The organism is Haloarcula salinisoli (genome assembly GCF_019599405.1).
GTDB lineage: Archaea > Halobacteriota > Halobacteria > Halobacteriales > Haloarculaceae > Haloarcula > Haloarcula salinisoli.
Genome location: NZ_RKLQ01000006.1, coordinates 94,016 through 116,530, shown reverse-complemented (window position 1 = coordinate 116,530; position 22,515 = coordinate 94,016). Strand labels below are relative to the sequence as shown.

The window sequence follows — 22,515 nt, the reverse complement described above, 5'->3', positions numbered from 1 at the left end:
CAGTCACTCGACCGGGTATCGCGCGATGCTTTCGGTCCCACAGACCGGACAGCGGCCGGTGTCTCCATCGACGGTGTGGCCACACTGGCGACACTCGTGGACGACGGTCTGTCCCCGCGAGAAAAGCGACCGCAGCGTCTCAATCATCGCGGACCTGTGGTGGTGTCACTGGGTAGTGATTGGTCGGGACAAAAGCGGACGTCATATGGGTAGTAGTTACCGTTAAAATAGCTGCCCACCTGTTAGTTAATAACTCTCAAAATTTGCGAAACGGGCGTAAGGTGGTTCGTAACGTGGTGCACAACCAGCGGAGAAGACTGAATCGACAGCCACATCGAGGCGGCTCGTAGACGCTGGGACGGTCGGCCCCGGGACACACGGCACCGTCTGTGACCGGGTGGGAAGCGTCGACCTGGCCCACCGCCAGGGTCGACCTCAGCGAAGAGCGGTATAACGGACGCAGATCGTCGTATAAAATATCTGGCCCCCTTTGGCGGCGTTTTATCGTCAGCAGTTACGTAGTAAAATGGGCTGAAAAAAGGGTAATACGGTAAAGAATCCTGAATCCACGCTAGGGGTCTGGTGTTTATATGCAGGTATGGGTCGATGGTGGAGATAGACGACGCCCAATGTCCACGCTCGACCCCTCCACCCCAGGACTGCCCGCTCGAACCCCCGACGTCGGCGCCCTCGTCGGCACGCTCCGGAGAGCCGTCAGCGGCGCGGCCTTCTGGGCGAGTATCCCGCTGCCCCTCGTCATCGTCGCCGTGTTGCTGTCAGGCACCGCGACGGCCACGCCGATGGTGTTCGTCGGTCTCGTCGTCCTGAACGCCTGCTGTGCCGCCATCGGTCACACCTACACCCCCGCCAGATGAGCCTCGAACACAGACGCAAGCTTCGGCCCGCCAAGACCCGACTGTTCTGTTCGACCTGCGACCACGAGAGCCCGCTCGGCGGGGACTGGATCGGCGACGACCGGGTCGACCGACGCCGCCTGCTGTGTCCCCGCTGTGGCAACTGTGTGGTCGACCAGCCACAGGTCTGCTAACTCACTCCAGCGGGTTCGTTCCGAGGACGTTGAGCACGAGTATCGTCGCCACGGCGACGCCGACGAGGATGAGCGCGACCGGAAAGGCGGTTTCCAGGCCCTGGTTCCTGAACGAGACCCATATCTGGACCGGCATCGTCCGTGGGTAGTACGCGAGCATGACCGTCGCCCCGAACTCCCCGATGGCGCGGGCGAACGCGAGCGTGATACCCGCAAGAACTCCGGGCCAGGCCAGCGGGAGCGTCACCCGACGGAAGGTCCCAAAGCGACCCTGACCGAGGGTGCGTGCAGCGTCTTCCAGACTCCGGTCGACGCTCTCGAAGGCGGCTTTGGCGGTGATGACGACGAACGGCGAGGCGACGAACGTCTGTGCGAGGACGACGCCGACAAACGAGCGGGTCAGCGCCAGTCCGTTCGCGGCCGCCAGCTGCCCCACCAGCGTGCCCCGACCGACCACCGTCAGCAACAACAAGCCACTGACCACAGGTGGCAAGACTAGCGGAAGGACGACAAGCGAGGTGACAAGCGTCGCCAGCGGACCCTCCGCGTGAGCCAGCCAGTACGCCAGTCCGAGCCCGAACACTGTGGCAATCGCTGTGCTGAGCAGCGCTGCCGTCAGCGACGTCGCCGTGGCCGAGACGACGATAGGCGACTGCAGGCTACGGAGGACTGCACCCGGTGGCTGGCTGAGCACCAGCGATACCAGCGGCACGAGGTAGTAACACAGAAGCAAGCCACCGAGGACGAACGCCGCCGAGAGCCAGTCGAGCCGGCCGACGACGGACTCAGTCCGTGAGCGATTCCGGGACATTGCCTGTGTAGCGTGGATAGTCGTCGGGGACAGTGAACCCGAAGTCGGTCAGGTACTCGCCCGTGATGTGGGTCTCGAAGACGTCGCGGGTCCGCTCGGACTCGTTACGGAGCGTCGAGCCGTAGCTGATAACGTCGCCCGAGACGACGGTCTCGTCGGCGAGTTCGTAGCTTGTCGTCCCGTAGCGCTCGGCGAGAGCGGGGTCGCTCAGGTCGATTTCGGCCGGGAGGTCGACGTAGTCGTAGTCCCGTTGTTCGGCCATGTTGCGATAGACGACGGCGGCGTCGATGGCGCCGGTCTCGAACTGGCTGAGGAGCTGGGTCTCGGGGTACCGTTGGTCGGGCTCCGGGACCGCTTTGCGGAGGTCCCGGTCGGTCCCGTAGTAGCCAGTCGCCAGTTCCAGGCAGAACAGCGTCCGGTAGCCAAGCGGGTCCAGGTCCGGGTCGGTCCGGCCCAGCGAGGTGTCCTCGGCAAGCAGCACCTCGTACCAGGGGTCACGGCCCCCGGAGAGCCGTCGACCGGCCCCAGTGTCGGGGTCGTAAGCGACGACCAGCGCGTTCGTGGCGAACTCGGCGAGCCAGTCGACCGAGAGCAAAGCGTCGAACAGGGTCACGTCCGCCAGGGAGACGATATCGGGGTCTTTCCCGCCGTCGGCGACCAGCCTCGCCGCCGCCGCAGAGCCGTGTGCCTCCGGCTGGAGCCGGGCATCGACTGCCGGCCGGAGGCCGTTCTCGACGGCGTTGCTGAGACTGCCGGCGACGAGCATCGACACCGCCTCGCCCCCGCCCACCACGCCCGAACAGCCCGCGAGCCCGACGGCAGGCAGCGCTGCCAGGACCGCGCGTCGGCTGACCCCCGACTCATCACGCATGTGTTCAATTTACTCTGTTCCTCCAATAAGCTTATCCCAAACAGTTCTGTTTGAATCGCTATGGTGGAGACAGACGGGACGATTCTCACCGAGCGGCAACTGGAGGTGCTCGAACGGCGCGAGAGTGGCGCGACACAGCGGGCAGTCGCCGAGGAACTGGGGACGACAGCGTCCAACGTCAGCGCTATCGAGCGGGCGGCCGAGGCGAACGTCGAGAAGGCACGCCGGACGCTCGAACTCGTTCGGGCGCTCCGTGCCCCGGTCCAGTTCACGGTCGCGGCGGGGGCGTCGTTCGACGACCTCGTCACCGCCGTCTACGACCACGGCGACGAGGCCGGCGTGAAGATAGCCTACTGCCGGCCGGAGCTGTACGCCCACCTGTACGGGCTGCTCGCGGACGTCACGGACGCGAACCAGCTGACAGCGGAGGTTACCGTCGGCCTGACGGAGGACGGCGACGTGACCGTCTACGCGGACGAGCACGCTGTCGGGTCGGGCGGTGATAGCGGGTCGGGTGAGCGGGGGGAGATTTCTTGATTGGAAACTAGTACGTTCGCCCAGTAGTACGTTCGCTAATACGATTAGATTAGATTCCGGACGTACGTGAGTGCCCGTTTCGACCCCTGCCGGAACCGTTCGATAGGCGGCGTCGAGGACTGGTACTGGATTGCATTGATGTTCTGGAGGATCTGGGCCTCGTTGTCCAGCCCCTGGCGAAACGCCTCTTTCTCGAAGGCGAATTTCTGGTACTGGACGTTCCCACGCTTTTGTTCCTGCCAGCTCCGGATGCGTGAGATGAACGTGAACCGCTCGAAATCGTTCGAGGCGACGATGTTCGTGTGTCGGGACGTGCTCTCGGGAACGTAATCGTCCGCTGATTCGTCCGGGTACGCCTCGATGACGACGATATACTCGTCGTTGCCGATACCGAGCAACCGCTCGTTCTGGGCGCCCATCCGCTGTCGCGGTTCCAGCCCGCGTTTTTCGAAGGACGCCACGATATCGCCGAGCGAGTTCCAGTCGATGATGTCGTCGGCAGTAATCTGCTCGGTATTCACACACACAGTTTCACAGCCACGCATTTGAAACTGTGGTACTGGCGCTGACGAAGCCGACGAGAGCGCCAGGACGACGTCGGTCTCGGTAGGTGCGCGTATCGGCACAGCCAGGGTCGGTTCTGCAAAACCGGTCATCTCGTCTGGCTGGCACAGTCGATGGGGCGGGAGAAGAGTGTTTTAGTGTCAGATTTTTATTATACCGGTTTTGTTTATATTTAGAGGCACTAACCAGCACGCCGTAGTCTGTTGCGATAGGTAGCCACGGTCGGCAGACCAGCCACGGGCACCAGACCAGTCGCTTGCGAGTCAGGCCGGCGCCTCACCCATCTCGATGCGCTCGTATTCGTCAGGGAGCGCCTGTGCGTCCTCGTGCAACAATGCGACGACGAGGTGGTCGGCGTAGTCGGCGAAGTACTCGACCAGCGCGGCGATGCGGTCGGCGTCGATGGCCTCGAGCGAGTCGAGCAGCAACACCGGGACCGTCTCGTAGACGTCGTGGACGAGATAGCCCGCCAGCGCGACGACCAGCCCGATGACCTCCCGTTCGGACTCCGAGAGATGGGAAACCGTGTCCTCGTATACGGCGCCGTCGGCCCTCGACCGGACCACGTGGAGGGCAAAGTCGGTTTCGGCGTCCTCGGCCACGATACGTTCGATCCACACCCGTTCGATGTTCTCGTAGCCCAGTTGCGAACGGACGGTCTCCATGTGGTCGTTGAACGTCTCGACGGCCGACCGCTCCAGTTCCTCGATACGGGTCCGCGCGCGTTCGAGTTCCGCCTCGCGGTCCTCGAGGCGGTCCTCGATATCCTCGAGCCGGGACTCCGCGTCGCTGACTGTCGCGAGCTCGGCTTCCACGGATGCGATCTGCTCTTCGAGCTGGTCTCGTTCGTACGCGAGCTCCGAACGGCGGCGATACTGCTCAAGGATGGCGCTCTCTCCGAGTTCCTCGGAGTTCTCGGCGGCCGACTCCAGCTCCTCGATGCGACTGTTGAGTTGTGCTGTCTGGTCTGCCAGCTCCTCGATGGCCGCCTCGCGGTCCGCTATCTCCGCTTCGATGTCGGCGATTTCGGCCTCCAGCGACCCGCGTCTGTCGGCCACCTCGCGGTGGTCGGACAGGTCGCCACGCCGCTCTTCCAGTGTGGAGCGAATCTCGTTTCGTTCGGCCCGCTTCTCGTCGATGACCGTACGGAGGTCCTCGAGATGGTCGTCGATAGCCGCCCGTTCAACGGAGGTCCCGCAGGTCCAGCACTCGACTGTCCCCGTCGTGGGGTCCGCGACGGCGTCACCCAGCACTGGGCCGTCCCCATCACCGGTCAACTGCTCGTTGAACTCCACGACAGAGAGGAGGCTGGATATCGTGGTTTCGAGGTCACGCTTGCGTCGCTGGAGCCGCTCTATCTCGGCTTCGAGCTGGTCTCTGTCCACGTCCGGGACCGATAGCTCCGACAGCTCGGTACGGACGTCCGCTCGTTCCTCACGGAGCGACGCGACGGCCGCCCGCTGGGTCTCCAGTCGGTTCCGGACCCGCTCGTATTCCTCTCGGGCCTCTGTGAGTTCCGCGACCACGTCTTCGGCGCGCTCGACGGCCTCGAGGTCTGTCTCGAACTCGTCGACGGCCGCCCGGACAGCGTCGAGTTCCTCGATGACCTCGGCCAGTTCCTCGCGGTGGTCGGCCAGCTGTCGCTCCAGTGACTCCCGCCTCGCTATCGTCTGTTTCGTCTCCTCGCGGTCCGTCTCGAGCGAGTCGATAGCCTGCCGTGTCCGTCGAATCTTCGCCTCCAGGGCGTCCGTGTCCACGGGGGCCATGATGAACGACCGAAGCGCATCGGCGTCCCCCCGGGCCACTGCCTGACGGGCGGGGTTATCGGCCAGCAAACTGCAGTACTGGTCGACGAGCGTCGTATCCGTGGTGTACGGGTCACCACCGACAGTGACCGAGTCGCCGTCGCGCTCGAAGGTCCTGGTGTAGTCGGTCCCGTCGAAAGACAGCGTCACCGACCCACGGTCGGCGTCAGCTTTCAGGGCGCCCGTCCCCCCGCCCAGCGCGGCACCGAGCGCCCGCAGCAGCGAGGTCCGGTTCGTCGCGTTCCTGCCAGTCAGTACGGAGACGCCGTCGGACAGCCCGACCTGCGCGGCGTCGATGCCGCCGATATTCTCGACGACTACCCGCGGTGGTTCGTGTCTGTCAGCCATTATTTAGCTCCTCAAACCGAGCACATAACTCGTTGTTGGTCGCCTCACTGGTCAGCGCCGCCACAGTCGCACCCGCCCCGGTCGAGAAACCGCTCGACTGGATAGCTGGCCCCACAGTCCCCACAGGAGACCCGGACGACGTGTGTCACGTCCACGGTGCCGGTGTGGAACCCATCAGTTTCGTCGAGTCGTTCGACGGTCCGGCGAACGATACCTTCGCTCCGGGAGCGTGCCCACTCGATGGTCCCCACTGCGTCGTCGACTGACAGTGTGCTCTCACGGGTGGTGTCGACGTCGAGACACTCCCGGAGATGGGTGCGAACGGTCTGATAGGAGACGAAGTCGCCCTCGAGGTCGTCTGGGTCGACACCGACCCGTGATAACCACGCCCGTGTCTCCGTCCGCACGCCCGCGCTCGTCTCCCCGTCGGTCAGGGTCCGGTAGATATCTGTGACATCCCCTGGCACGTGGGTGCCAGTTTCTTCGAGGGCCGCCCGAAGGACGGCCTCGTTCACGACGGTCTCCAGACGGCGGAGACTCGCGCCCTCTGCCCGCCGGTCGCGAAGCAGTCCGTCGATATCGTCAATCCCGTACGTCTCGGCCGTTCGACCGATCTTGCACGCACAGCTCGCCTCCCCGGTGACAGCCATCCGATTGCCGTCAGTCATACCGGGTGACAGCGGTGGCCTGGTCGTGTGCGATTCGACTGCGTTTCACACCAATAGATTGTCAGTAATGCCTATTTAAGGGTTGTGCCGACCCCAGATGGTCGAGATATCGGGGCTTATCGCCGGTAGGAACGTCTTACCCGAACTGAGGGGCGTGAAATGGTACTCCAGGGGTGTCGGACGGCCTCCCAGTGTGAGAAGCCAGGAACCGAGTGCAACCAGCAGAATAACAGCAGTATCAGTGTTACATTTTCCTGTCAGTCGTGTCAACAGCGCAACATCCTTGTGGCTGGTGGCGGAAGGTGGTGTATGTCGAACGACAGTTCTGACGAGGAATCCGGGAGCGAATCGCGCCAACAGGGCGTCGAGTTCGGTGGGCTGATGACGGCCCTCGAGAACCACGACTATCCGACGACACAGGAGCAACTCATAGCGGAGTACGGCGACGAGGAACTCGACCTGGCCGAGGGCGAGGAGACGCTTTCGAGCGTCCTCGCCGAGCGTGAAGTGGCCGACGAGCAAGACACCATCGAGTACGAATCTCCCGACGAGATCCAGCAGGCCGTCCTCAACATGGTCGGGGACCGGGCCGTCGGTCGGACGGATTACAGCGACCGCGGCGAGTCTCTACAGGACGAGACAGAGGAGGGGGAGTCAGAGAGCGACCAGTCGCTGTGACCCACGAGAGGCCGCCGGGAACCAGCTAGAAGAGGCCCGATGGGTCCGGGAGCGAGCCGACCATAACGCCCACGATGTAGAGCGTCGAGGCGAGCGCCAACAGGAGAATTAGTGCGATGAGATACCAGTATGCGCCTTCGGTGCTCGCCAGTGGGGGGACCTCCATACTGAGGAATCGACCGGCCGCCCGAAAAGCATTTGCCAGTGATATGTTGTATAGACAATGCTTTTCGGTGGCCGGTGCGTAGCTCGAGTATGGCTGACGAACCCGTCCGGACAGCGGCCGGCGACCAGCAGGACTGGGCCAACCTCGATACCCTCCTCGACGTGACGGTGAACCTCATCCCGATGGGAATTTTGCTGTTTTTCGTCGTGCTGTTTACCCTGTTCCGACCCTGGGAGTGGGACCCAGGGATGTTCGTACTCATGCACTTCCTGACCGTGTTCCCCTTTGTCCTGCTGGCCCTGCTGACGTACGTCTCCGCGCGAGCTATCGCGAGCGCTGAACAGGGAAGCTGACCGGCTGAAACTCCTGGATGCGGGCAGCTGCTTGCAGTCGCAATCTCGCCCCTTTAGCCGCCTGCGCTACAATACGGAGTGTAGCAAATAATGTCACTGATACAATCGCTTCAGTTGCAGATACCCGAGTTCCTGGAACAGACCGTCGCACAGATAGTCGCCTTCTTACCGCGGTTGGCAGCGGCGATCGTCGTCCTGCTCATCGGCTGGGTCGTCGGCATCGCGGCAGCCAAGGCCGTGAAGGGACTCACTGACCGCATCGAACTCGACCGCATGGTGTTAGAGACACCGCTTGGCCGCCTGATGGGCGGCTCCGAGGACGCTGTCTCGAAAACGTTTGGCGCTATCACCAAGTGGTTCGTCTACGCAATCGCCATCCTCGCGGCCGCGAACGTCCTCGCCATCGCGACACTCTCGGCCTGGATACAGACCGTCGTCTCGTACATCCCGGCCTTCATCGCCGGCCTGGCGGTCATCATCGGTGGGTTCGTGGTCGCCGACTTCATCGGCGACGCTATCACGCGAACCCGCGCGGCAACACAGACGGAGTACACGTCGTGGTTCGCGACGGGGACCCGGATGTTCCTGTACTTCACGGCCATCGTCATCGGTCTGGACACCATGGGGATAGACGTCGGCATCCTCTACCTGTTCGCCAGGGCGCTGGCCTGGGGACTGGCCGCGGCCATCGCACTCGGCGCGGGCATCGCCTTCGGCTGGGGCGCCCACACCTACGTCTCGAACAACATCAACCAGTGGATGGGCAACGTCTCGGAGGCGACCCCGAATCCGCAGCGACAAGAGGCTGACGGCGGTCGCTCGTCGAGTGAGCGACACGGTACCTCGGACGTCCAGTCCGACGGCGGCACCGACGTCGACGACTGAGAACCATCGGGGTCACCCTCTCAGTTCCGTCGGCAGTGCCAGACGGACAGGGGCGAACCTCAGGGCGCCTCGGCGGACGCGGTGACCGCCCACGGCGCTCCGAGGCGGACGCGCTTCTTTTCGGCGTCGTAGTCGAGGAGCCCGGCATCTGCCAGCATCGGCAGATGCACGTGATGGAGACGGCAGCGGAGGTCCCGGCGGCTACCGATGTGCTCGCTCCTGGTCCGCTCGGCCGCCCGTTCCAGATGGGCTGTGATTTCGTCGAGCGTCATATCAACACCACTACGGGCCGTCTGGAGCGACGTGATGACGAATCGTCGCTGCTCGTCGGCGAGCAGTCGGTGCTGAGTCGTTTCGTCGATGTCTGGGACAGTTTCTAGGTTCATGGGTTCGCTCTCGGGCCGTCCGATACCTCTCTCAAGTGGCAGTATGGAGTAATGTACTCGGCCTAATCGGATAGGTCCGGTCGCGGCCCACGGCGTCGTCGTCGGTCGCGGTCCCGTCTAGCAGTCGGGGCCAAATGCCGAAATCCGAACCGCTGCAGCCGTGCTGGACAGTCCCCGACAACGGAACGTTCATCACCCTGGCGTACGTGACAACCGGTATGAATTTCCAGGGGGTGTCCCCCCAGCTACAGGAAACGCTGACAGTGTTCGACCGGGCCCGCACGGGTGCGCCGCTGACGACGAGCGAAGTCGCAGGCGAGCTCTCGGTATCCCGGCGTACGACCTACGAGCGGCTCAGTCAGCTGTCCGACCAGGGGCTCCTCCAGACCAAGAAGGTGGGGGCAAAAGCACGTATCTGGTGGCGTGACAGCGGGACGACGGGCGACCTCGAACGGCGCGTCCGGCAGCAGGAAATCGTAACGGAACTGGGCCAGTACGCGCTGGCGGACCGCGACATCGAGTCGGTCCTGGAGCTGGCCTGTGACGGCGTCGCCGAGACGCTCGATACGGACTACTGCAAGGTCCTGGACCTGGACGAGGACGGCGAGGAACTGCTGTTGCGCGCCGGCGTGGGCTGGCGGGACGGCATCGTCGGCACGGCCACGGTGTCGGCGACAGACGACGACTCGCAGGCGGCCCACACCCTGGCCACGGACGAGCCCATCGTCGTCGAGGACCTGCAAACCGAGCGGCGGTTCAGCGGTCCCGATCTGCTGACCAACCACGACGTACGCAGCGGCATCAGCGTCATCATCGGCACCACCGACGAGCCGTGGGGTATCCTCGGCACGCACGACACCGGCCCGAAAGTGTTCGACACACACGACGTGAAATTCGTCCAGTCAGTGGCGAACATCCTCGCTTCGGCGATAACCCGGCGAGCCGACGAGGAGCGACTGGTCAGCCAGCGAGCGCGACTCGTCGCGCTGACCAATCTCCAGGAGGTCGTCCGCGTGACGACTGACGCGGTCATCGACCAGTCCACCCGGAGCGAGATCGAGTCGGTCGTCTGTGAGCACCTGGCCGCGACCGACTCCTACGAGTTCGCCTGGATCGGCGACGTCGACCACCGGTCACAGACGGTCCGGATGCGGGCCGAAGCCAGCGTCGAGAACTACCTCGACGATATCACCATCTCTGTCGACCCGAACGACCGATCCAGTGACGGGCCGACGGGCCGGGCGCTTCGGACGGGCGAGACACAGACCTGCCACAACATCCGGGCTGACCCGACGTACGAACCGTGGCGTGACCGCGCCCGGGCCTATGGCTACCAGTCCTCGGCCGCAATCCCCATCTCCCACGAAGGGACCGTCTACGGTGTTCTGAACGTCTACGCCGACCGACCAGAGGGAATCAGCGGCCGTGAACGCACCGTCATTACGCAGCTGGGCGAAATCGTCGGCCACGCCATCGCGGCCGTCGAGCGCAAGCGCGCGCTGATGTCCGACTCGGTGACCGAACTGGGTTTTCACGTCGGGGATATGGGCGCCATGCTCGACATCGACGACGTCAGTGGCACGGTGACGTTCGACGAGACGATTCCGGTGAGCGACGGCAAATATCTGGTCTATGGGTCGGTGACCAGGGACGGCGCCGACCTGCTGGAGACCATCGTCGACCGGATGGAGTACTGGGAGGGCGTCGAGATACACGACTGGGAGAGCGACGACGTGACGAGTTTCGAGGCGCGGCTCCGGGACCCGCCAGTGCTCTCTGCCCTCGCGAACGCGGGCGGCGGGGTCGTCGAAGCCGGTATCGACGAGGGGAACTACCACATGACGCTGCAACTCCCACCCGGCGGGGGGGTCCGCAGCGTCATCGACACAGTCCAGGCGGTGTACCCCACCGCGGAGATGCTGACCCGGCGCCAGACCACTCGGGAAGCGGTACAGGCGCCGTCGTCCGCCCTCGATATCAGTGACGAGCTAACCGACCGTCAGTCGGCAGTCCTCCGGGCGGCCTACCGCGCGGGGTTCTTCGAGTGGCCCCGGACGGTCTCCGGCGAGGACGTGGCCGACTCGCTGGACATCGCTCCCCCCACCTTCCATCAGCATCTCCGCAAGGCGGAGAAACACGTTTTCGACGCACTGGTCCCCGCCCTCCTGTAACCGGAGCGGTGCTGATTACTGGAGAGTCAGATTCACAAGCAAGCGACGGGACGGGTCGGCCGTCATCGAACCTGTGTATTACTATAGTGCCCCTGTAACCCGACACTCTGGGGCTATCGACGGTAACACCACGGTAGAACCATGAACAATCGGCTGTTTATATTCAGTCCTTCAGTCAACTGGCGTCTGCGATGTCTCAGGAATCACAGTACCCCAGCGGTCAGACAGCCCAGCAGCCACAGCACCACCAGCAACAGCAGGGCGGCGCCCAGCAACAGGACGCCGGACGGCTCCCACAGCAGTACAGACAGAGCCTCGGCGCGGTCGCACAGGCCGTCGAGGTGTGTGGCTGGTGTGCCGACAAGTGCATCGAGGAGGCGGACCCGAACATGACAGAGTGCATCAAGCTGTGTGAGGACGTCGTAGAGATCGGCGAGACTGTCCTCGCACTCGGACCCCGCTCCTCTCGGTTCACATCGGAGCTCGTCCAGACTTTCGAGCGTGCCGCACAGGCCTGTGCACAGGAGTGTGGAAAGCACCAGCACTCACACTGTCAGGAGTGTGCCGCCGTGTTGCCACAGTCGGCCCAGTTCGCCCGTCAGCTCTCCGGGCAGGGTAGCCAGGGCCAGCAGTTCGGCGGCGGGCAGACCCAACAGTTCTCGCAGTAAGCTCCCGTACGGTCGCGGAGTGTCCAGACACCGCCAACACTACTCCGGGAACGTCCGATTTTTTTCCAGAAGGCCACGCCCACGCAGTCGGCCGCTGGTCGTCACCGTGGTCGAGAACGGACCCAGAACGGCCGGTGCCGAGGGATGGGCAAACGCCGAGCAGAGAGACGAAATCTGTAAAACCGAAAACCGCCGAGTAGCGCCTTCTTGCAGCCGGTAGTGGCCGTATACGCACCTGAACTGTCGCAACGGGTTTATCAGGGCCGGTCAATCCCTCTGACGGGAGCAGCGGCGAGACGTCGACGGGACCGGCCCCTCTCACAGCGTCGCACAATCCGGCGAGGCAATCGGGTTACTCGGGACGGCCCCGTCGGGTCGTCAACGCCGCACCCACCCATTGAACCATGACATATCAAGAAAATCAGCAGCAAGGGCAGCAACAGCAGGGTCAGCAGAACACACCGCAGTACGGTCAGCAGAGTCACGGTCTCACAGGGGAGCACAGTTTCGGAGAGAGCTCCCTCTTTGGCGGGCAGAGCGGACAGTTCGGTCAGAAGTCCCAACAGCCACAGCGTCAGCCCCAGCAACAACAGAGTCAGCAGCCCTCCCAGCAGCTGGGACAACAGCAGCGCCAGCCCCAGCAGGGTCGTCAACAGCAGCCACAGAGTCAGCTCCCCACACAGCAGTTCCAGCAGCAGCAGCCCCAGCAACAGCAGAGTCAACAGCAACCACAGAGCCAGCAGCCCCAGAGCCAGCACCAACAGCAGCCCCAGCAGCAGAGACAGCAGTTCGGGCAACAGCAGTCACCGAGCCAGCAGCCAGGGCAGCAGCAGTCACAGAGCCGACAGCCGTCCCAGCAGATGGGCCAGCAGTCCTCAAGGCAACCCCAGGGCCAGCAGCCCCAGCAACAGACTGGCCAACAACCCTCCCAGCAGTTCGGACAACAACAGCCATCCCAGCAGCTCCAGCAACAGCCCCAGCAGGGACGCCAACAGCAGCCACAGAGTCAGCTCCCCTCCCAGCAGTTCCAGCAGCAGCCACAGAGTCAGCAGTACCAGCAGCAGCCCCAGCAGCAAAGCCAGCAGCCAGGACAGCAGTTCGGCCAACAGCAGTCACCGACCCAGCAGCCCCAGCAGCAGCAGGGCGCACTCCAGCTCCAGCAGCGACCTCAGGAGCAGCAGTCTGAGCAGTCCGAGCAGTACTGAGCGGTTCACTTTCGACCCATCGACCCGGCCGCCCTCGCCATGTGGGTACCGGTGGGCGGACGGGACGTAGCCGACAGCGAGGGCCGCCTCGATTCCACGCGGAGCCTGCGAGGGGCGGGTGACGTGCCCGCACTTTTTGCGTGCTATCGGTCAGGGATACACTGCGACTCCGGCTGCCGCAGTCAGGAATCGGGGCCGTCCTGGAGCGAGACGTCGTCGAGGCCGTGAACGGCCGGTGTATCGAGTACCTCGCCGTCGACCCCGAAGCGGGACCCGTGACACGGGCAGTCCCAGGACCGCTCGCCGTCGTTCCAGGCAACGAGACAGCCCTTGTGTGGACAGACGGCCGAGCGGGCGTGAATCTCGCCGTCGTCGTCGCGATACACCGCGAGCGGGTCGTCGTCGACCTCGTAGACGCCGGCATCGCCAGGGTCGAGGTCGACGGTATCGAGGGACGGCTGGCTCCCCAGATAGTCCTCGATGTAGTGTCTCACCGTCTCGGTGTTGTGGGAGAGAAGCTCGGACTTCGAGGCGAGGGGCTTGAACCGGTTGGGGTCGAAAACGTCGCGTGTGGCCGACGGTCGGCCCAGAATCTCGTCGGCCAGCAGCCGCCCTGCGGCCGTCCCGTTTGTCATCCCCCAGCCGCCGAACCCGGTGGCCACGTAGACGTTCGAGACCTGTGGCGCCGCTTTCCCGACGAACGGAACCTGGTCCACCGAGACGTAGTCCTGGGTCGCCCAGCGGTACGCGATGGACGCCACGTCGAAGCGCTCGCGGACCTGCTGTTCGAGACGCCGGTAGCGCTCTTCGGTGCTGTCCCCGTGTCCGGTGCGGTGGTTCTGTCCGCCCAGCAGGACCAGTGCGTCGTTCGTGGCGTGGGGCCGCACCGAGAAGTAGGGCTCGCCGGCGTGGTAGTAGAGGCCGTCGGGAGGCTCCCCATCGAGGCGGGCCGCGACCACGTACGAGCGTTTCGGGCGGAGCCGCGAGAAGTACAGCGCGTCGTCCGCGACGGGAAAGTGGGAGGCGACGACGACGTCGTCGGCCCTGACGGTCCCGCGGTCGGTCTCGACGCGACAGGGCGTGCCGTCCTCGACGCCTTCGACGGTCGTCTCCTCGAAGACGGCGCCGTCACCCGCCGCGACGTCGCTGGCGAGTTCCAGCAGGTACTGGCGCGGATGGAAATACGCCTGCTCGTCGAACCGCACCGCCGAGTCGACCTCGTAGGGCAGCTCGGTCTCCTCGACGTACGACGCCGGGAGGCCGAGTCGCCGGGCGGCGTTGACCTCCGACCGTACCTTGGAGCGATCCTCGTCGCTTTTCGCGTAGGTGTAGGCCGGTGCCCGACCGAAGCCACAGTCGATATCCCGGCGGTCGACCGTTGCGGCGATGTCGTCGACGGCCGCCTGGTTGGCCGCGGCGTACTGCCGGGCGTTCTCGGCGCCGAAATTCTCGATGAGTGTGTCGTAGACGAGGCCGTGGAGGGACGTGACCTTCGCCGTCGTGTGTCCGGTCGTGCCGTCGAGGATGCGGTCCCGCTCCAGGATGGCGACGGTCTGGCCGGCCGCATCGAGTTTGGCGGCGGTCGTGATACCCGCGATACCGCCGCCAACGACGGCGGTATCGACAGAACGGTCGCCGTCGAGCGGGTCGTAGTCGGTCCGGTCCGACGTCGGGAACCAGACGGATTCGTGCCTCCCTTCGGGTAGGTCGGGAGGCGAGAGGGAGTCGTCCATGGTGTGAGAAGCAGCGAGTAGACGCGCCGGCGTGGATTCAAGCTGCTGCTGGCAACGGCAGGGGCGCTGGCTGTCTCGGCAGCTCTGCCCGCAGCGGCCCTTGCAACTGCTGGCAGTGGGTTCTCACGCCCACTCGACGAATGGCGGGACACGATGAGCGACCTGCTAGTGACACAGACGAGCGAGGCGGGCGAGTTCGGGTGGGCGGCGCCCAGCACGCTGCGAACACTCGCCGCCGGGCCCTTCACCATCGGCTCCGGGACCGACCGGGGCGTCGTGGAGACAGACCTGGACATCGACCCGGAGAGCTGGGAGGCAGAGCCCGGGTCGGACTCCGGAAGCGAGGAGGGCCAGTTGCGCCACGGTGGGGTTGAACCTGAATCGTAACCCACAATCGCCTCACAGCGGCACAACTACCTTCCGACGGGGCGCGGTACTCTAGCCATGGCGGCCTACGAGATCGCGCTCTTGGTGACGAGTATCGCGATACTGGGTGCCGTCGTGTTACCGCGAGTGCTGGCGGACAAACCGATGTCGTTCCCCCTGCTCTACGTCGGTCTCGGAGCGCTCGTCTTCGCGCTGCCGACCGGCGTCACAGTCCCAGACCCGGTCTCGCAGCCGAACGCGACAAGGCGGCTGACGGAGTTCGTCATCATCATCTCGCTGATGGGAGCCGGGCTGAAGCTCGACCGACCCTTCGACTGGCAGGGCTGGTCGCCGACCTGGCGGTTGCTCGCCCTCACCATGCCGCTGACTATCCTCGCCGTCAGCGTGCTCGGGTGGGGCGTCCTCGGCCTCAGCCTCCCGGTCGCGGTCCTGCTGGGGGCCGTGGTCTCACCCACTGACCCGGTGCTTGCGTCCTCGGTCGAAGCCACGCCGCCAGCCTCCAGCGTCGACGAAGAGATAGACCCCACAGACCAGGAGGGTGAGATTCGGTTCGCGCTCACCTCCGAAGCGGGGTTGAACGACGGACTCGCCTTCCCCTTTACGTACCTTGCTATCCTGATGGCCGGCGAGAGTCTGGACCTCTCGCGGAGCGGGTGGCTGGTCGAGTGGATCGGGTTCTACGTCATCTACAAGATCGGCGTCGGTATCATCGGCGGGGCCGTGGTCGGCTACCTCATCGCGCGGTTCATCTTCGGTCGGCCATCGAGCAGCCAGCTCTCCCGCGTGATGGAGGGCGCGGAGGCGCTGGCCGCGACCCTGTTCGCGTACGCGGCCACGGAACTGGTCGCCGGCTACGGGTTCATCGCGGTGTTCGTCGCCGCCCTGACACTGCGACATTACGAGTGGGAGCACGCCTACTACGAGAAGCTCCACGACTTCGCAGTGCTGGTGGAGCGATTGCTGATGGCGACCGTGCTCGTGTTATTCGGCGGCGTGCTGGTACAGGGGTTGCTCGCGCCGCTGACGCCGGCCTACGTGGCCGTCGGGCTCGTGATACTCCTCGTTGTCAGGCCTATCGCGGGCCTGCTCGCGAGTGTCGGGACCGACCAGTTGTTCGCCGAGCGAGCCGTCATCGCAGCGTTCGGGATCAGGGGTATCGGGTCGTTTTTTTACCTCGCTTACGCGCTCAATTCGGCGTCGCTCAGGGAGTACGAACTCATCGTGGCCGCGGAGGAACTGTGGGCGCTCCTGGGTTTTATCGTCCTCGCCTCACTCCTGGTGCACGGTATCTCCGCCGCACTGGTGGTGAACACGCTCGACGAGATGCGGGAAGTGCCGGACGACGAGACCGGGGATGGGGCGACAGCGGACGACGACTGAGAGGCAGGGCCCACCACTCTGCGCTGGCCCCCGTGTCGTCGCTCTCCGGACACACGCGAGACGTTCCTCCGACCCACCGAGTGAATCGGAAGCTCGCTGCGCTTCACAATAATGTTGGTGTTAATTTCCCGAATCAGGATTCTCCCGGGCAGGGCTCCACCCACATACCTCCAGTCCGGGGGTGGACCCTCATCTGTTTCCGTCCGGACCGCCTACAGTTCGGATGGCATCACGGCTCGCTATCGCCCGCGATGCGGTCCAGACAGCCAGCGAGCGGCCCGACGACCCGACCGTCCACGAGCAGTGCCAGTTCATCGTCCATGCGCGTTCCGGACTCGCGGCGAGGAGACCCTCGACGATGATATTCGGGAGGGCGACCGCCTCAAACAGCTGGAACACCAGCTCGTGAAACTCGGCGACCACGCCGACAGTGTCGTCCAGCGGAAGCTCTCGGTCGCGCGAGACAACATCGACCAGTTCCGACACTCGACTGGGAGTCCGACTCTCAGTAAGACCGTCCATATCGGGCTCCAACGTCGTTAATACGCCTATTACCGAGAGAATGTGTCCGGGGGCTTAAACGTCAGAAGACCGAAGAGTGTTTCGATGTCACGAGATAGCAACACACACTCTGAGAGTCAGGTATCCGCAGACGCGGAGACGATTCAATCGTGGGCTGGGACACAGAAACTGGTGCCGGTCCGTCGGGAAGGCGGGGAAGACCCCCGGCTGGATGTCGTGCCCGAGGACGAGATGCACACGGACCACGAGGAGATGGACTGGACGGAGTTCGAACGCGAGCTCCGAGACCAGGGATTGATCGTTGTTCGGGGCGGTGACTCGACGACAGACATCGACGTGGTCGACCGCTCGGAGGTCATCGGCCGCGCCACTGTCGAGAGCGAGGCCGTCGAGGAGGCGCTGATGGAGGGCGAGACCGTCGAGAGCGAGATAACCGAACGGCGCGTCGTCGAGCACGTCGTCGTCGAGGAGGCGACCGTCCAGAGCGAAATTGCGGGTCGCGAGATTATCCAGAGCGACATCGTCGACGTGGCCCTGCTGTCGACAGACGTGGAACAGTGCTCTGTGACACGGGCCGAGCCGCCGGACGAGTCGACCACAGACCTGTCGTGGTTCCAGCCGGGGACGAATCTGTCCGACCCATACGAGGTGGAGATAGACGTCGACGAGCTGTGGGAGGTCACCCGGGACGTCGTCGAGCGCATCACCATCGAGAGCCAGGTTGTCGAGACCGACGTCGAGGAGACAGAGACCGTCGAGAGCGATACGATGCGTGACACGGTCGACATCGATGGCGTCACGGAAACTGTACTGAAAGGTGAACTCGTCGAGTCACCGGAGACGGCAGCCCAGGCAGTCGAACACGGCCGCGTCGAGAGCCAGTTCCGTGAGGACGACGTCATCGAGACGAACCTGCTGCGGCGCCAGACCATCGACGAGGAGATGCGGGTCGACAAGCGGATACTCGGAGAGGTCTCCGATGCCGAGACAGTCAGCACCGACGCCATCTCCCACACCGTCGTCGGTAGCGAAATCGTCGAACAGGACGAGTACGACGTCGACCTCGCGGCGACCGTCGCCGCGGCAGAGACCGACACAGAACCAGCTGCCGGGGAACCGGCAGCTGGCGGTTCGGTGACCGAGGACGACGAGATGGCCGAACCGACGGCAGCTGACGAAGCTGTCAGGGTCACGCCACAGGAGGAAGACGAGGGGAAGACGGTCGTCAATCCCGACGGCGAGGAGGTCGGGATGGTCGTCGACGTCGATAACGGGCAGATGCACGTCAACCCACACCCGTCGATAACCGACCGCATCAGGACGGTGCTGGGATGGAGCGACCACGACGACGAGGACAGCTACCTGCTGGACACCGACCACATCGAACGCGTCGAAGACGACCAGGTCGTCCTACGAATGGGCCCCGAGTCCGAGTAAGGATGCGACTGTGAGCCAGGTGGACCCCGGCGTTTACCGGTTCAAATCGGCATAGGTCTGTATTACCCGTGACGGAGCGGTCGTAGTGACGCCGTCTTGGCCGAATCGGTTCGGCCGTTGTCTTGCGTTTTTTGCCCGGAACAAAGGGGTAAGCTGAGGGGAAAGCTTTTATTACCCCGAAGGCAATGTGAGAGTGTCACAACCAATGTATCGTAACGAGGCACACGCGAAACAAACTCCCCAGCAGCACACGGTCCAAAATTCAGGGACGTACTACATCAAACACGATTTCGACGGACCTGCGGAACTCACGACGACGCTCGCTCACGCGCTATCGGACATCAGCGGCGTCGACGTCACCGATACGGGCTTTACACTGTATGACTACATCGACCCCGACGCGCTCGATGCCCTATTCAAACCCGCAGCGGACGCCGAGCGGCGTTTCAACGGAAACCTCACGTTCACTGTCTGGAATCACACGGTGACCGTCTACAGCGACGGGCAGATAGCTATCGTGCCGCCACAGCAGCCCACCCGACCGACCCGGTGAGACGGCCGTAAGGGGATTCTTCCGTCAACTCACCTGGTGACCGTCAGCGATAGCAATGTCAGAAGTATATGGCCCGAACCTCAGTATCTGCGCTGCCATCGTGGTGGGGATTGACGCTTACTGCCTGAACAGTGTCTTCGGTTTATTACTGCCACCGCCATCCTCCCCGATGCACACTACCGAGGTGTAGCGCGTCGCCGGGTACTGGCCGGTGAACCACGGACGGCCACGGTCTCGATCCGCCCTCGGGCGCGGCCCGACCTGTGTGCACAGCGAGCGTCGACTACGCCTCACAATACACTATGAGTCAATCCGATATGCAACAGACAAATCAGCTGATGAGCAACGCAATCGAGATGCAGCAAAACGCCCTCGAGATCGGCCAGGAGGCCATGGACCAGGCCGTCGAAATCCCGCTGAAACAGTCCATCGAGTTCCAGAAGAGCGCCGGGAAGCTATTCCTCAACGGGCTGGAGATGAGCAGCTGGCTCGGTAACCGCAGCACCGAGCTCACACGGGAGGCCCTGGACACGTATTTCCAGACGGTCGACAGTGCCGCCGAAAACGCTGCCCAGATGACCGAGCAGGGCATCGAGCAGGCCACCCAGATGACTGAGCAGGGACTCCAGCAGGCCGGCGACATCGGGCAACAACAGCTCCAGGTGGGGCAACAGCAGTTCCCGCCCGGAAACAGCGTCCAGGGCCAGCAGGGAGCGGCCGGCCAGCAGCCACCCGCTGGCCCGCAGTCGCAGGCGCCGATACAACAGCCACCGGGACAGCAGTCCCAGCAGCCTCCGACACAGCAGGGCCAGCAACCGCCCCAGCAGCCTCCGACACAGCAGGGCCAGCAGCCACCGACACAGCAGGGCCAGCAACCGCCGACACAGCAGGGCCAGCAACCGCCGGGACAGCCGCCCCAACAGCCACCGACACAGCAGTCCCAGCAGCCGCCCCAGCAGCCACCAACACAGCAGTCCCAGCAGCCGCCGGGACAGCCGCCCCAGCAGCCTCCGACGCAACAATCCCAGCAGCCGCCGGGACAGCCGCCACAGCAGCCACCGACACAGCAGTCCCAGCAGCCGCCGGGACAGCCGCCCCAGCAGCCACCGACGCAACAGTCCCAGCAGCCGCCGGGACAGCCGCCCCAGCAGCCCCCGGGTCAGCAGATGCAGGAGCCACCGACGCAACAGTCTCAGCAGCCCCCGGGTCAGCAGATGCAGGAGCCACCGACGCAACAGTCTCAGCAGCCCCCGGGTCAGCAGATGCAGGAGCCACCGACGCAACAGTCTCAGCAGCCCCCAGGTCAGCAAATGCAGGAGCCACCGACGCAACAGTCTCAGCAGCCCCCGGGTCAGCAGATTCAGCAGCCGCCGGCACAGCAGGCCCAGCCGGCTCCGTATCACGAGCCCCAGCAGTCCCGACGCCAGATAGCGATCAAGAGTGACGTTTCCGAGGAGGAGGAGCCGGACAGCGAAGAGGCCCCCGTCGACGAGGCCTGAGGACGGTCCCGTTCCCCGGTATCGCCGTCCCGTCCGGAAGTAATCGGGTGATACCGGGACTAGCTCGGTAGTACTTATCTGTCAGCCATATGAAAATGTAGATGGTGTTTCACCGTGCAAATCATCTGTAAAGACGGAACCACGATACAGTGTGAGGACTTCCAGGCCACCGACTCCGGCGTCCTGTTCTTCCAGGGGGCAATGGAGCAAGCGGCTGAAGGCGGCGAGGAAGAAGAGGAAGAAGAAGAGGAGGAGCGAAAGGCCGACGGCTTCGTTCCCATCACAGAACTTCACTTCGTCCTCCCCGACGAGATGGTCCAGCAGGCCCCCCAGCCCACCGGCGCCCCAGAGCAGGGTCGCGCCGGCGGGCCGCCACAGGGAGCGCCGCCACAGCAGGGAGGCGGACTCGCACAGCAACAGCAGATGCAACAACCACCCCGCGGCCCCGGTCAGCACGGCCGCTGAACCGGACTCGACTGACTGGCGCTCGTTTGCTCCGCCGTCCAGCGACCAGCGGGACGGCGGTGTGGTGTTGTCGACTATTGGGTGGTGAAGGTCTCTATCCTCGGCCACCGGTAATCGATTACTCGGACTCTCTAGTTCGACAAAAACAGCGAAGCTGGCCGTTCAGTCCTCCGTCCAGTACATCAGTTGTTCCCGCTCGACGCCGCAGTTCGGGCACGCCTCCGGGAGGCTATCGCCGATATCGCCCATCTCGCCGCAGTCGAGACAGCGCCACATGAGCTCCGCCTGACCGAAGGAGTGGCCCGAGCGAACGTGCTCGACACTGAACGACTCGACGCCGTCCCGGGTCGTCAGAAAGATGCCGCCGGCCTCCATTCCTCGGACGCTCCCGACGGGCTGGCCCGCATCGTCGTACAGGACCTGGCCGAACGACAGCGCCGTCGCCTTCTCGGTCGCTTTCGCATCCGCTTCGTGCTCGGGTTGCTCGCCTCGTCCAGTCATACCCCTGATTCGGGCCGGGCCGCCAAAACTCTGTTTGTTTGACAATTTTGGTTCGGGGACGAGTCGGTCAGAAGGCTGGGTGGCGACCGCCGGCAGCCACCCACGAGTAGTTGTTACCGCTGCTGGGCGGGAGCACCCTGCTGTGGCGCACCCCGCTGTTGGCCACCCTGTGACTGTGGCACCTGGAGATGTGATTCGACGAACCACTGGGCTTTGGTCACGTCACGGGACACCTCGTTGAGGAGGTCGGCAGTGTCGAGGTCCCCCTGCTGATTGGCGGTCTCGATATGCTGGTAGAGGTTGGCATCGAGGACTGCCAGTCTGTCGGCGACCTCCCGGAGCATCGATTGGCCGTCGACGCGGTCGTGTGACAACGGGGGAATAGTCGTCTGCTGGGCGACGGCGCCGGCAGTACCAATCGGCCGACCCCCCAGGGCGCTGGCCCGCTCTGCGACAGCGTCGATATGTGGCTCGAAGTCCTCGTAGAGGTCCTCGAACAGCTCGTGGAGCTGGTAGAACTCGATTCCCTTCACGTTCCAGTGGGCGTGTTTCAGCTGCATGGTTACCGCCGAGAGGTCGGCCAGCGTCTGATTCAGGAGGTCGATGCTGGTCGCCCGGACCTCGTCCGGGAGGTTACTCCGGACTGGGAACTGCTGGCCGCCCATCGTGCTGGGTGGCTGTGACTGCCCGGCGCCGGTGGGCCTGGACGCTGTCGACGGCTGTTGCTGGATGGACTGTTGGGACTGGCTCATACTGGCTCTTCGTTCCGGAGTACGAGCGCACCCCTGTAAAAGGTTAGTGTATTGTCACATAGGTTCGGCGAGTGACATCTCCCTGACCGTCGGATTTCCGTCCTCGATAGCGTTATTTCACA

At 64.2% G+C, this 22,515-nt stretch carries 29 protein-coding genes; 14 read left to right on the top strand and 15 right to left on the bottom strand.

The window, feature by feature from the left end; genetic code table 11:
• Nucleotides 1-3: 3 nt before the first annotated feature.
• The gene (locus tag EGD98_RS19890) at nucleotides 4-147 is read right to left on the bottom strand and encodes a hypothetical protein (protein WP_220590101.1); all 144 of its coding nucleotides are present in this window, start codon (nucleotides 145-147) and stop codon (nucleotides 4-6) included.
• 482 nt (nucleotides 148-629) lie between these two features.
• On the opposite strand from EGD98_RS19890, the gene EGD98_RS19885 reads away from it, so the two are divergent.
• Nucleotides 630-875 (top strand): DUF8028 family protein, encoded by a 246-nt coding sequence (locus EGD98_RS19885; RefSeq protein WP_220590100.1) that lies wholly within the window; start codon nucleotides 630-632, stop codon nucleotides 873-875.
• Complete coding sequence (locus EGD98_RS19880; RefSeq protein WP_220590099.1) at nucleotides 872-1,048, top strand: DUF8106 domain-containing protein; 177 nt, start codon at nucleotides 872-874, stop codon at nucleotides 1,046-1,048. Before EGD98_RS19885 ends, EGD98_RS19880 begins: the two co-directional genes overlap by 4 nt.
• A gap of 1 nt (nucleotide 1,049) precedes the next feature.
• On the opposite strand, the gene EGD98_RS19875 is transcribed toward EGD98_RS19880, so the two are convergent.
• Nucleotides 1,050-1,859 (bottom strand): ABC transporter permease, encoded by an 810-nt coding sequence (locus EGD98_RS19875; protein ID WP_220590098.1) that lies wholly within the window; start codon nucleotides 1,857-1,859, stop codon nucleotides 1,050-1,052.
• Entirely contained in the window at nucleotides 1,834-2,730 is an 897-nt protein-coding gene (locus EGD98_RS19870; protein ID WP_236039682.1) for an extracellular solute-binding protein, read from the bottom strand. The genes EGD98_RS19875 and EGD98_RS19870 overlap by 26 nt, the downstream gene beginning before the upstream one ends.
• A gap of 60 nt (nucleotides 2,731-2,790) precedes the next feature.
• Between EGD98_RS19870 and EGD98_RS19865 the strand changes: the two genes are divergently transcribed.
• A complete protein-coding gene (locus EGD98_RS19865; protein ID WP_220590097.1) occupies nucleotides 2,791-3,267 on the top strand; it encodes a Tfx family DNA-binding protein in 477 nt (158 codons plus the stop codon).
• Between the two features lie 44 nt (nucleotides 3,268-3,311).
• Here EGD98_RS19865 and EGD98_RS19860 read toward each other — a convergent pair whose 3' ends face one another.
• From EGD98_RS19860 to rdfA, 3 genes are all read right to left on the bottom strand, one after another.
• Entirely contained in the window at nucleotides 3,312-3,788 is a 477-nt protein-coding gene (locus tag EGD98_RS19860) for a hypothetical protein (protein ID WP_220590096.1), read from the bottom strand.
• Between the two features lie 306 nt (nucleotides 3,789-4,094).
• The gene (locus EGD98_RS19855) at nucleotides 4,095-5,984 is read right to left on the bottom strand and encodes an archaea-specific SMC-related protein (protein WP_220590095.1); all 1,890 of its coding nucleotides are present in this window, start codon (nucleotides 5,982-5,984) and stop codon (nucleotides 4,095-4,097) included.
• A 44-nt stretch (nucleotides 5,985-6,028) separates the two neighbouring features.
• Nucleotides 6,029-6,652 (bottom strand): rod-determining factor RdfA, encoded by a 624-nt coding sequence (gene rdfA, locus EGD98_RS19850; RefSeq protein ID WP_220590094.1) that lies wholly within the window; start codon nucleotides 6,650-6,652, stop codon nucleotides 6,029-6,031.
• A 309-nt stretch (nucleotides 6,653-6,961) separates the two neighbouring features.
• Here rdfA and EGD98_RS19845 point away from each other — a divergent pair, with 309 nt between their 5' ends.
• Entirely contained in the window at nucleotides 6,962-7,330 is a 369-nt protein-coding gene (locus tag EGD98_RS19845) for a DUF5789 family protein (RefSeq protein WP_220590093.1), read from the top strand.
• Nucleotides 7,331-7,355: 25 nt separating this feature from the next.
• Here EGD98_RS19845 and EGD98_RS19840 read toward each other — a convergent pair whose 3' ends face one another.
• Complete coding sequence (locus EGD98_RS19840; RefSeq protein WP_220590092.1) at nucleotides 7,356-7,496, bottom strand: hypothetical protein; 141 nt, start codon at nucleotides 7,494-7,496, stop codon at nucleotides 7,356-7,358.
• Between the two features lie 89 nt (nucleotides 7,497-7,585).
• On the opposite strand from EGD98_RS19840, the gene EGD98_RS19835 reads away from it, so the two are divergent.
• Complete coding sequence (locus EGD98_RS19835) at nucleotides 7,586-7,849, top strand: DUF6684 family protein (protein ID WP_220590091.1); 264 nt, start codon at nucleotides 7,586-7,588, stop codon at nucleotides 7,847-7,849.
• Nucleotides 7,850-7,939: 90 nt separating this feature from the next.
• Nucleotides 7,940-8,734 carry a mechanosensitive ion channel family protein gene (locus EGD98_RS19830; RefSeq protein WP_220590090.1) on the top strand — a complete coding sequence of 265 codons (795 nt, stop codon included), beginning with the start codon at nucleotides 7,940-7,942 and terminating at the stop codon, nucleotides 8,732-8,734.
• A 59-nt stretch (nucleotides 8,735-8,793) separates the two neighbouring features.
• Here the strand turns inward: EGD98_RS19830 and EGD98_RS19825 are convergent, their stop codons facing one another.
• Nucleotides 8,794-9,120, bottom strand: coding sequence for a DUF7344 domain-containing protein (locus EGD98_RS19825; RefSeq protein WP_220590089.1), 327 nt, complete (start codon nucleotides 9,118-9,120; stop codon nucleotides 8,794-8,796).
• Between the two features lie 218 nt (nucleotides 9,121-9,338).
• Here EGD98_RS19825 and EGD98_RS19820 point away from each other — a divergent pair, with 218 nt between their 5' ends.
• Nucleotides 9,339-11,291, top strand: coding sequence for a GAF domain-containing protein (locus EGD98_RS19820; protein ID WP_220590088.1), 1,953 nt, complete (start codon nucleotides 9,339-9,341; stop codon nucleotides 11,289-11,291).
• 191 nt (nucleotides 11,292-11,482) lie between these two features.
• Nucleotides 11,483-11,959 (top strand): four-helix bundle copper-binding protein, encoded by a 477-nt coding sequence (locus tag EGD98_RS19815; RefSeq protein ID WP_220590087.1) that lies wholly within the window; start codon nucleotides 11,483-11,485, stop codon nucleotides 11,957-11,959.
• Nucleotides 11,960-12,216: 257 nt separating this feature from the next.
• On the opposite strand, the gene EGD98_RS19810 is transcribed toward EGD98_RS19815, so the two are convergent.
• The 3 genes from EGD98_RS19810 to EGD98_RS19800 all read right to left on the bottom strand — a co-directional run bounded on the left by EGD98_RS19810 (nucleotide 12,217) and on the right by EGD98_RS19800 (nucleotide 14,897).
• Complete coding sequence (locus EGD98_RS19810) at nucleotides 12,217-12,756, bottom strand: hypothetical protein (protein WP_220590086.1); 540 nt, start codon at nucleotides 12,754-12,756, stop codon at nucleotides 12,217-12,219.
• Between the two features lie 78 nt (nucleotides 12,757-12,834).
• On the bottom strand, nucleotides 12,835-13,065 hold the full coding sequence (locus EGD98_RS19805) for a hypothetical protein (RefSeq protein ID WP_220590085.1): 231 nt from the start codon (nucleotides 13,063-13,065) through the stop codon (nucleotides 12,835-12,837).
• Between the two features lie 281 nt (nucleotides 13,066-13,346).
• On the bottom strand, nucleotides 13,347-14,897 hold the full coding sequence (locus tag EGD98_RS19800; protein WP_220590084.1) for an FAD-dependent oxidoreductase: 1,551 nt from the start codon (nucleotides 14,895-14,897) through the stop codon (nucleotides 13,347-13,349).
• Between the two features lie 153 nt (nucleotides 14,898-15,050).
• Between EGD98_RS19800 and EGD98_RS19795 the strand changes: the two genes are divergently transcribed.
• Nucleotides 15,051-15,284, top strand: a complete 234-nt coding sequence (locus EGD98_RS19795; protein WP_220590083.1) for a hypothetical protein — start codon at nucleotides 15,051-15,053, stop codon at nucleotides 15,282-15,284.
• 57 nt (nucleotides 15,285-15,341) lie between these two features.
• Entirely contained in the window at nucleotides 15,342-16,664 is a 1,323-nt protein-coding gene (locus EGD98_RS19790; RefSeq protein ID WP_220590082.1) for a cation:proton antiporter, read from the top strand.
• Between the two features lie 189 nt (nucleotides 16,665-16,853).
• Here the strand turns inward: EGD98_RS19790 and EGD98_RS19785 are convergent, their stop codons facing one another.
• Nucleotides 16,854-17,186: a hypothetical protein gene (locus EGD98_RS19785; protein ID WP_220590081.1), complete on the bottom strand. Its 333-nt coding sequence runs from the start codon at nucleotides 17,184-17,186 to the stop codon at nucleotides 16,854-16,856.
• Between the two features lie 84 nt (nucleotides 17,187-17,270).
• Here EGD98_RS19785 and EGD98_RS20925 point away from each other — a divergent pair, with 84 nt between their 5' ends.
• Together EGD98_RS20925 and EGD98_RS19775 are read left to right on the top strand one after the other, a co-directional pair.
• Nucleotides 17,271-18,623 (top strand): hypothetical protein, encoded by a 1,353-nt coding sequence (locus EGD98_RS20925; RefSeq protein ID WP_236039681.1) that lies wholly within the window; start codon nucleotides 17,271-17,273, stop codon nucleotides 18,621-18,623.
• Nucleotides 18,624-18,828: 205 nt separating this feature from the next.
• On the top strand, nucleotides 18,829-19,176 hold the full coding sequence (locus EGD98_RS19775; protein ID WP_220590080.1) for a HalOD1 output domain-containing protein: 348 nt from the start codon (nucleotides 18,829-18,831) through the stop codon (nucleotides 19,174-19,176).
• A 455-nt stretch (nucleotides 19,177-19,631) separates the two neighbouring features.
• Here EGD98_RS19775 and EGD98_RS19770 read toward each other — a convergent pair whose 3' ends face one another.
• Nucleotides 19,632-20,486, bottom strand: a complete 855-nt coding sequence (locus EGD98_RS19770) for a hypothetical protein (protein WP_220590079.1) — start codon at nucleotides 20,484-20,486, stop codon at nucleotides 19,632-19,634.
• Here EGD98_RS19770 and EGD98_RS19765 point away from each other — a divergent pair, their 5' ends adjacent.
• A complete protein-coding gene (locus EGD98_RS19765) occupies nucleotides 20,487-20,675 on the top strand; it encodes a hypothetical protein (RefSeq protein ID WP_220590078.1) in 189 nt (62 codons plus the stop codon).
• Nucleotides 20,676-20,789: 114 nt separating this feature from the next.
• A complete protein-coding gene (locus EGD98_RS19760; RefSeq protein ID WP_220590077.1) occupies nucleotides 20,790-21,140 on the top strand; it encodes a hypothetical protein in 351 nt (116 codons plus the stop codon).
• Between the two features lie 162 nt (nucleotides 21,141-21,302).
• Here EGD98_RS19760 and EGD98_RS19755 read toward each other — a convergent pair whose 3' ends face one another.
• Complete coding sequence (locus EGD98_RS19755) at nucleotides 21,303-21,641, bottom strand: DUF7130 family rubredoxin-like protein (protein WP_236039680.1); 339 nt, start codon at nucleotides 21,639-21,641, stop codon at nucleotides 21,303-21,305.
• Between the two features lie 113 nt (nucleotides 21,642-21,754).
• Nucleotides 21,755-22,393 (bottom strand): DNA starvation/stationary phase protection protein Dps, encoded by a 639-nt coding sequence (gene dps / locus EGD98_RS19750; protein ID WP_220590076.1) that lies wholly within the window; start codon nucleotides 22,391-22,393, stop codon nucleotides 21,755-21,757.
• Between the last annotated feature and the right edge of the window lie 122 nt (nucleotides 22,394-22,515).

Coding starts and splice junctions, on each gene's coding strand:
- EGD98_RS19785 (WP_220590081.1), bottom strand. CDS start 17,186: ATGGACGGTCTTACTGAGAGTCGGACTCCCAGTCGAGTGTCGGAACTG.
- rdfA (WP_220590094.1), bottom strand. CDS start 6,652: ATGACTGACGGCAATCGGATGGCTGTCACCGGGGAGGCGAGCTGTGCG.
- EGD98_RS19840 (WP_220590092.1), bottom strand. CDS start 7,496: ATGGAGGTCCCCCCACTGGCGAGCACCGAAGGCGCATACTGGTATCTC.
- dps (WP_220590076.1), bottom strand. CDS start 22,393: ATGAGCCAGTCCCAACAGTCCATCCAGCAACAGCCGTCGACAGCGTCC.
- EGD98_RS19865 (WP_220590097.1), top strand. CDS start 2,791: ATGGTGGAGACAGACGGGACGATTCTCACCGAGCGGCAACTGGAGGTG.
- EGD98_RS19885 (WP_220590100.1), top strand. CDS start 630: ATGTCCACGCTCGACCCCTCCACCCCAGGACTGCCCGCTCGAACCCCC.
- EGD98_RS19790 (WP_220590082.1), top strand. CDS start 15,342: ATGGCGGCCTACGAGATCGCGCTCTTGGTGACGAGTATCGCGATACTG.
- EGD98_RS19795 (WP_220590083.1), top strand. CDS start 15,051: ATGAGCGACCTGCTAGTGACACAGACGAGCGAGGCGGGCGAGTTCGGG.
- EGD98_RS20925 (WP_236039681.1), top strand. CDS start 17,271: ATGTCACGAGATAGCAACACACACTCTGAGAGTCAGGTATCCGCAGAC.
- EGD98_RS19855 (WP_220590095.1), bottom strand. CDS start 5,984: ATGGCTGACAGACACGAACCACCGCGGGTAGTCGTCGAGAATATCGGC.
- EGD98_RS19835 (WP_220590091.1), top strand. CDS start 7,586: ATGGCTGACGAACCCGTCCGGACAGCGGCCGGCGACCAGCAGGACTGG.
- EGD98_RS19815 (WP_220590087.1), top strand. CDS start 11,483: ATGTCTCAGGAATCACAGTACCCCAGCGGTCAGACAGCCCAGCAGCCA.
- EGD98_RS19775 (WP_220590080.1), top strand. CDS start 18,829: ATGTATCGTAACGAGGCACACGCGAAACAAACTCCCCAGCAGCACACG.
- EGD98_RS19890 (WP_220590101.1), bottom strand. CDS start 147: ATGATTGAGACGCTGCGGTCGCTTTTCTCGCGGGGACAGACCGTCGTC.
- EGD98_RS19800 (WP_220590084.1), bottom strand. CDS start 14,897: ATGGACGACTCCCTCTCGCCTCCCGACCTACCCGAAGGGAGGCACGAA.
- EGD98_RS19820 (WP_220590088.1), top strand. CDS start 9,339: ATGAATTTCCAGGGGGTGTCCCCCCAGCTACAGGAAACGCTGACAGTG.
- EGD98_RS19875 (WP_220590098.1), bottom strand. CDS start 1,859: ATGTCCCGGAATCGCTCACGGACTGAGTCCGTCGTCGGCCGGCTCGAC.
- EGD98_RS19830 (WP_220590090.1), top strand. CDS start 7,940: ATGTCACTGATACAATCGCTTCAGTTGCAGATACCCGAGTTCCTGGAA.
- EGD98_RS19825 (WP_220590089.1), bottom strand. CDS start 9,120: ATGAACCTAGAAACTGTCCCAGACATCGACGAAACGACTCAGCACCGA.
- EGD98_RS19870 (WP_236039682.1), bottom strand. CDS start 2,730: ATGCGTGATGAGTCGGGGGTCAGCCGACGCGCGGTCCTGGCAGCGCTG.
- EGD98_RS19880 (WP_220590099.1), top strand. CDS start 872: ATGAGCCTCGAACACAGACGCAAGCTTCGGCCCGCCAAGACCCGACTG.
- EGD98_RS19755 (WP_236039680.1), bottom strand. CDS start 21,641: ATGACTGGACGAGGCGAGCAACCCGAGCACGAAGCGGATGCGAAAGCG.
- EGD98_RS19765 (WP_220590078.1), top strand. CDS start 20,487: ATGCAGGAGCCACCGACGCAACAGTCTCAGCAGCCCCCGGGTCAGCAG.
- EGD98_RS19845 (WP_220590093.1), top strand. CDS start 6,962: ATGTCGAACGACAGTTCTGACGAGGAATCCGGGAGCGAATCGCGCCAA.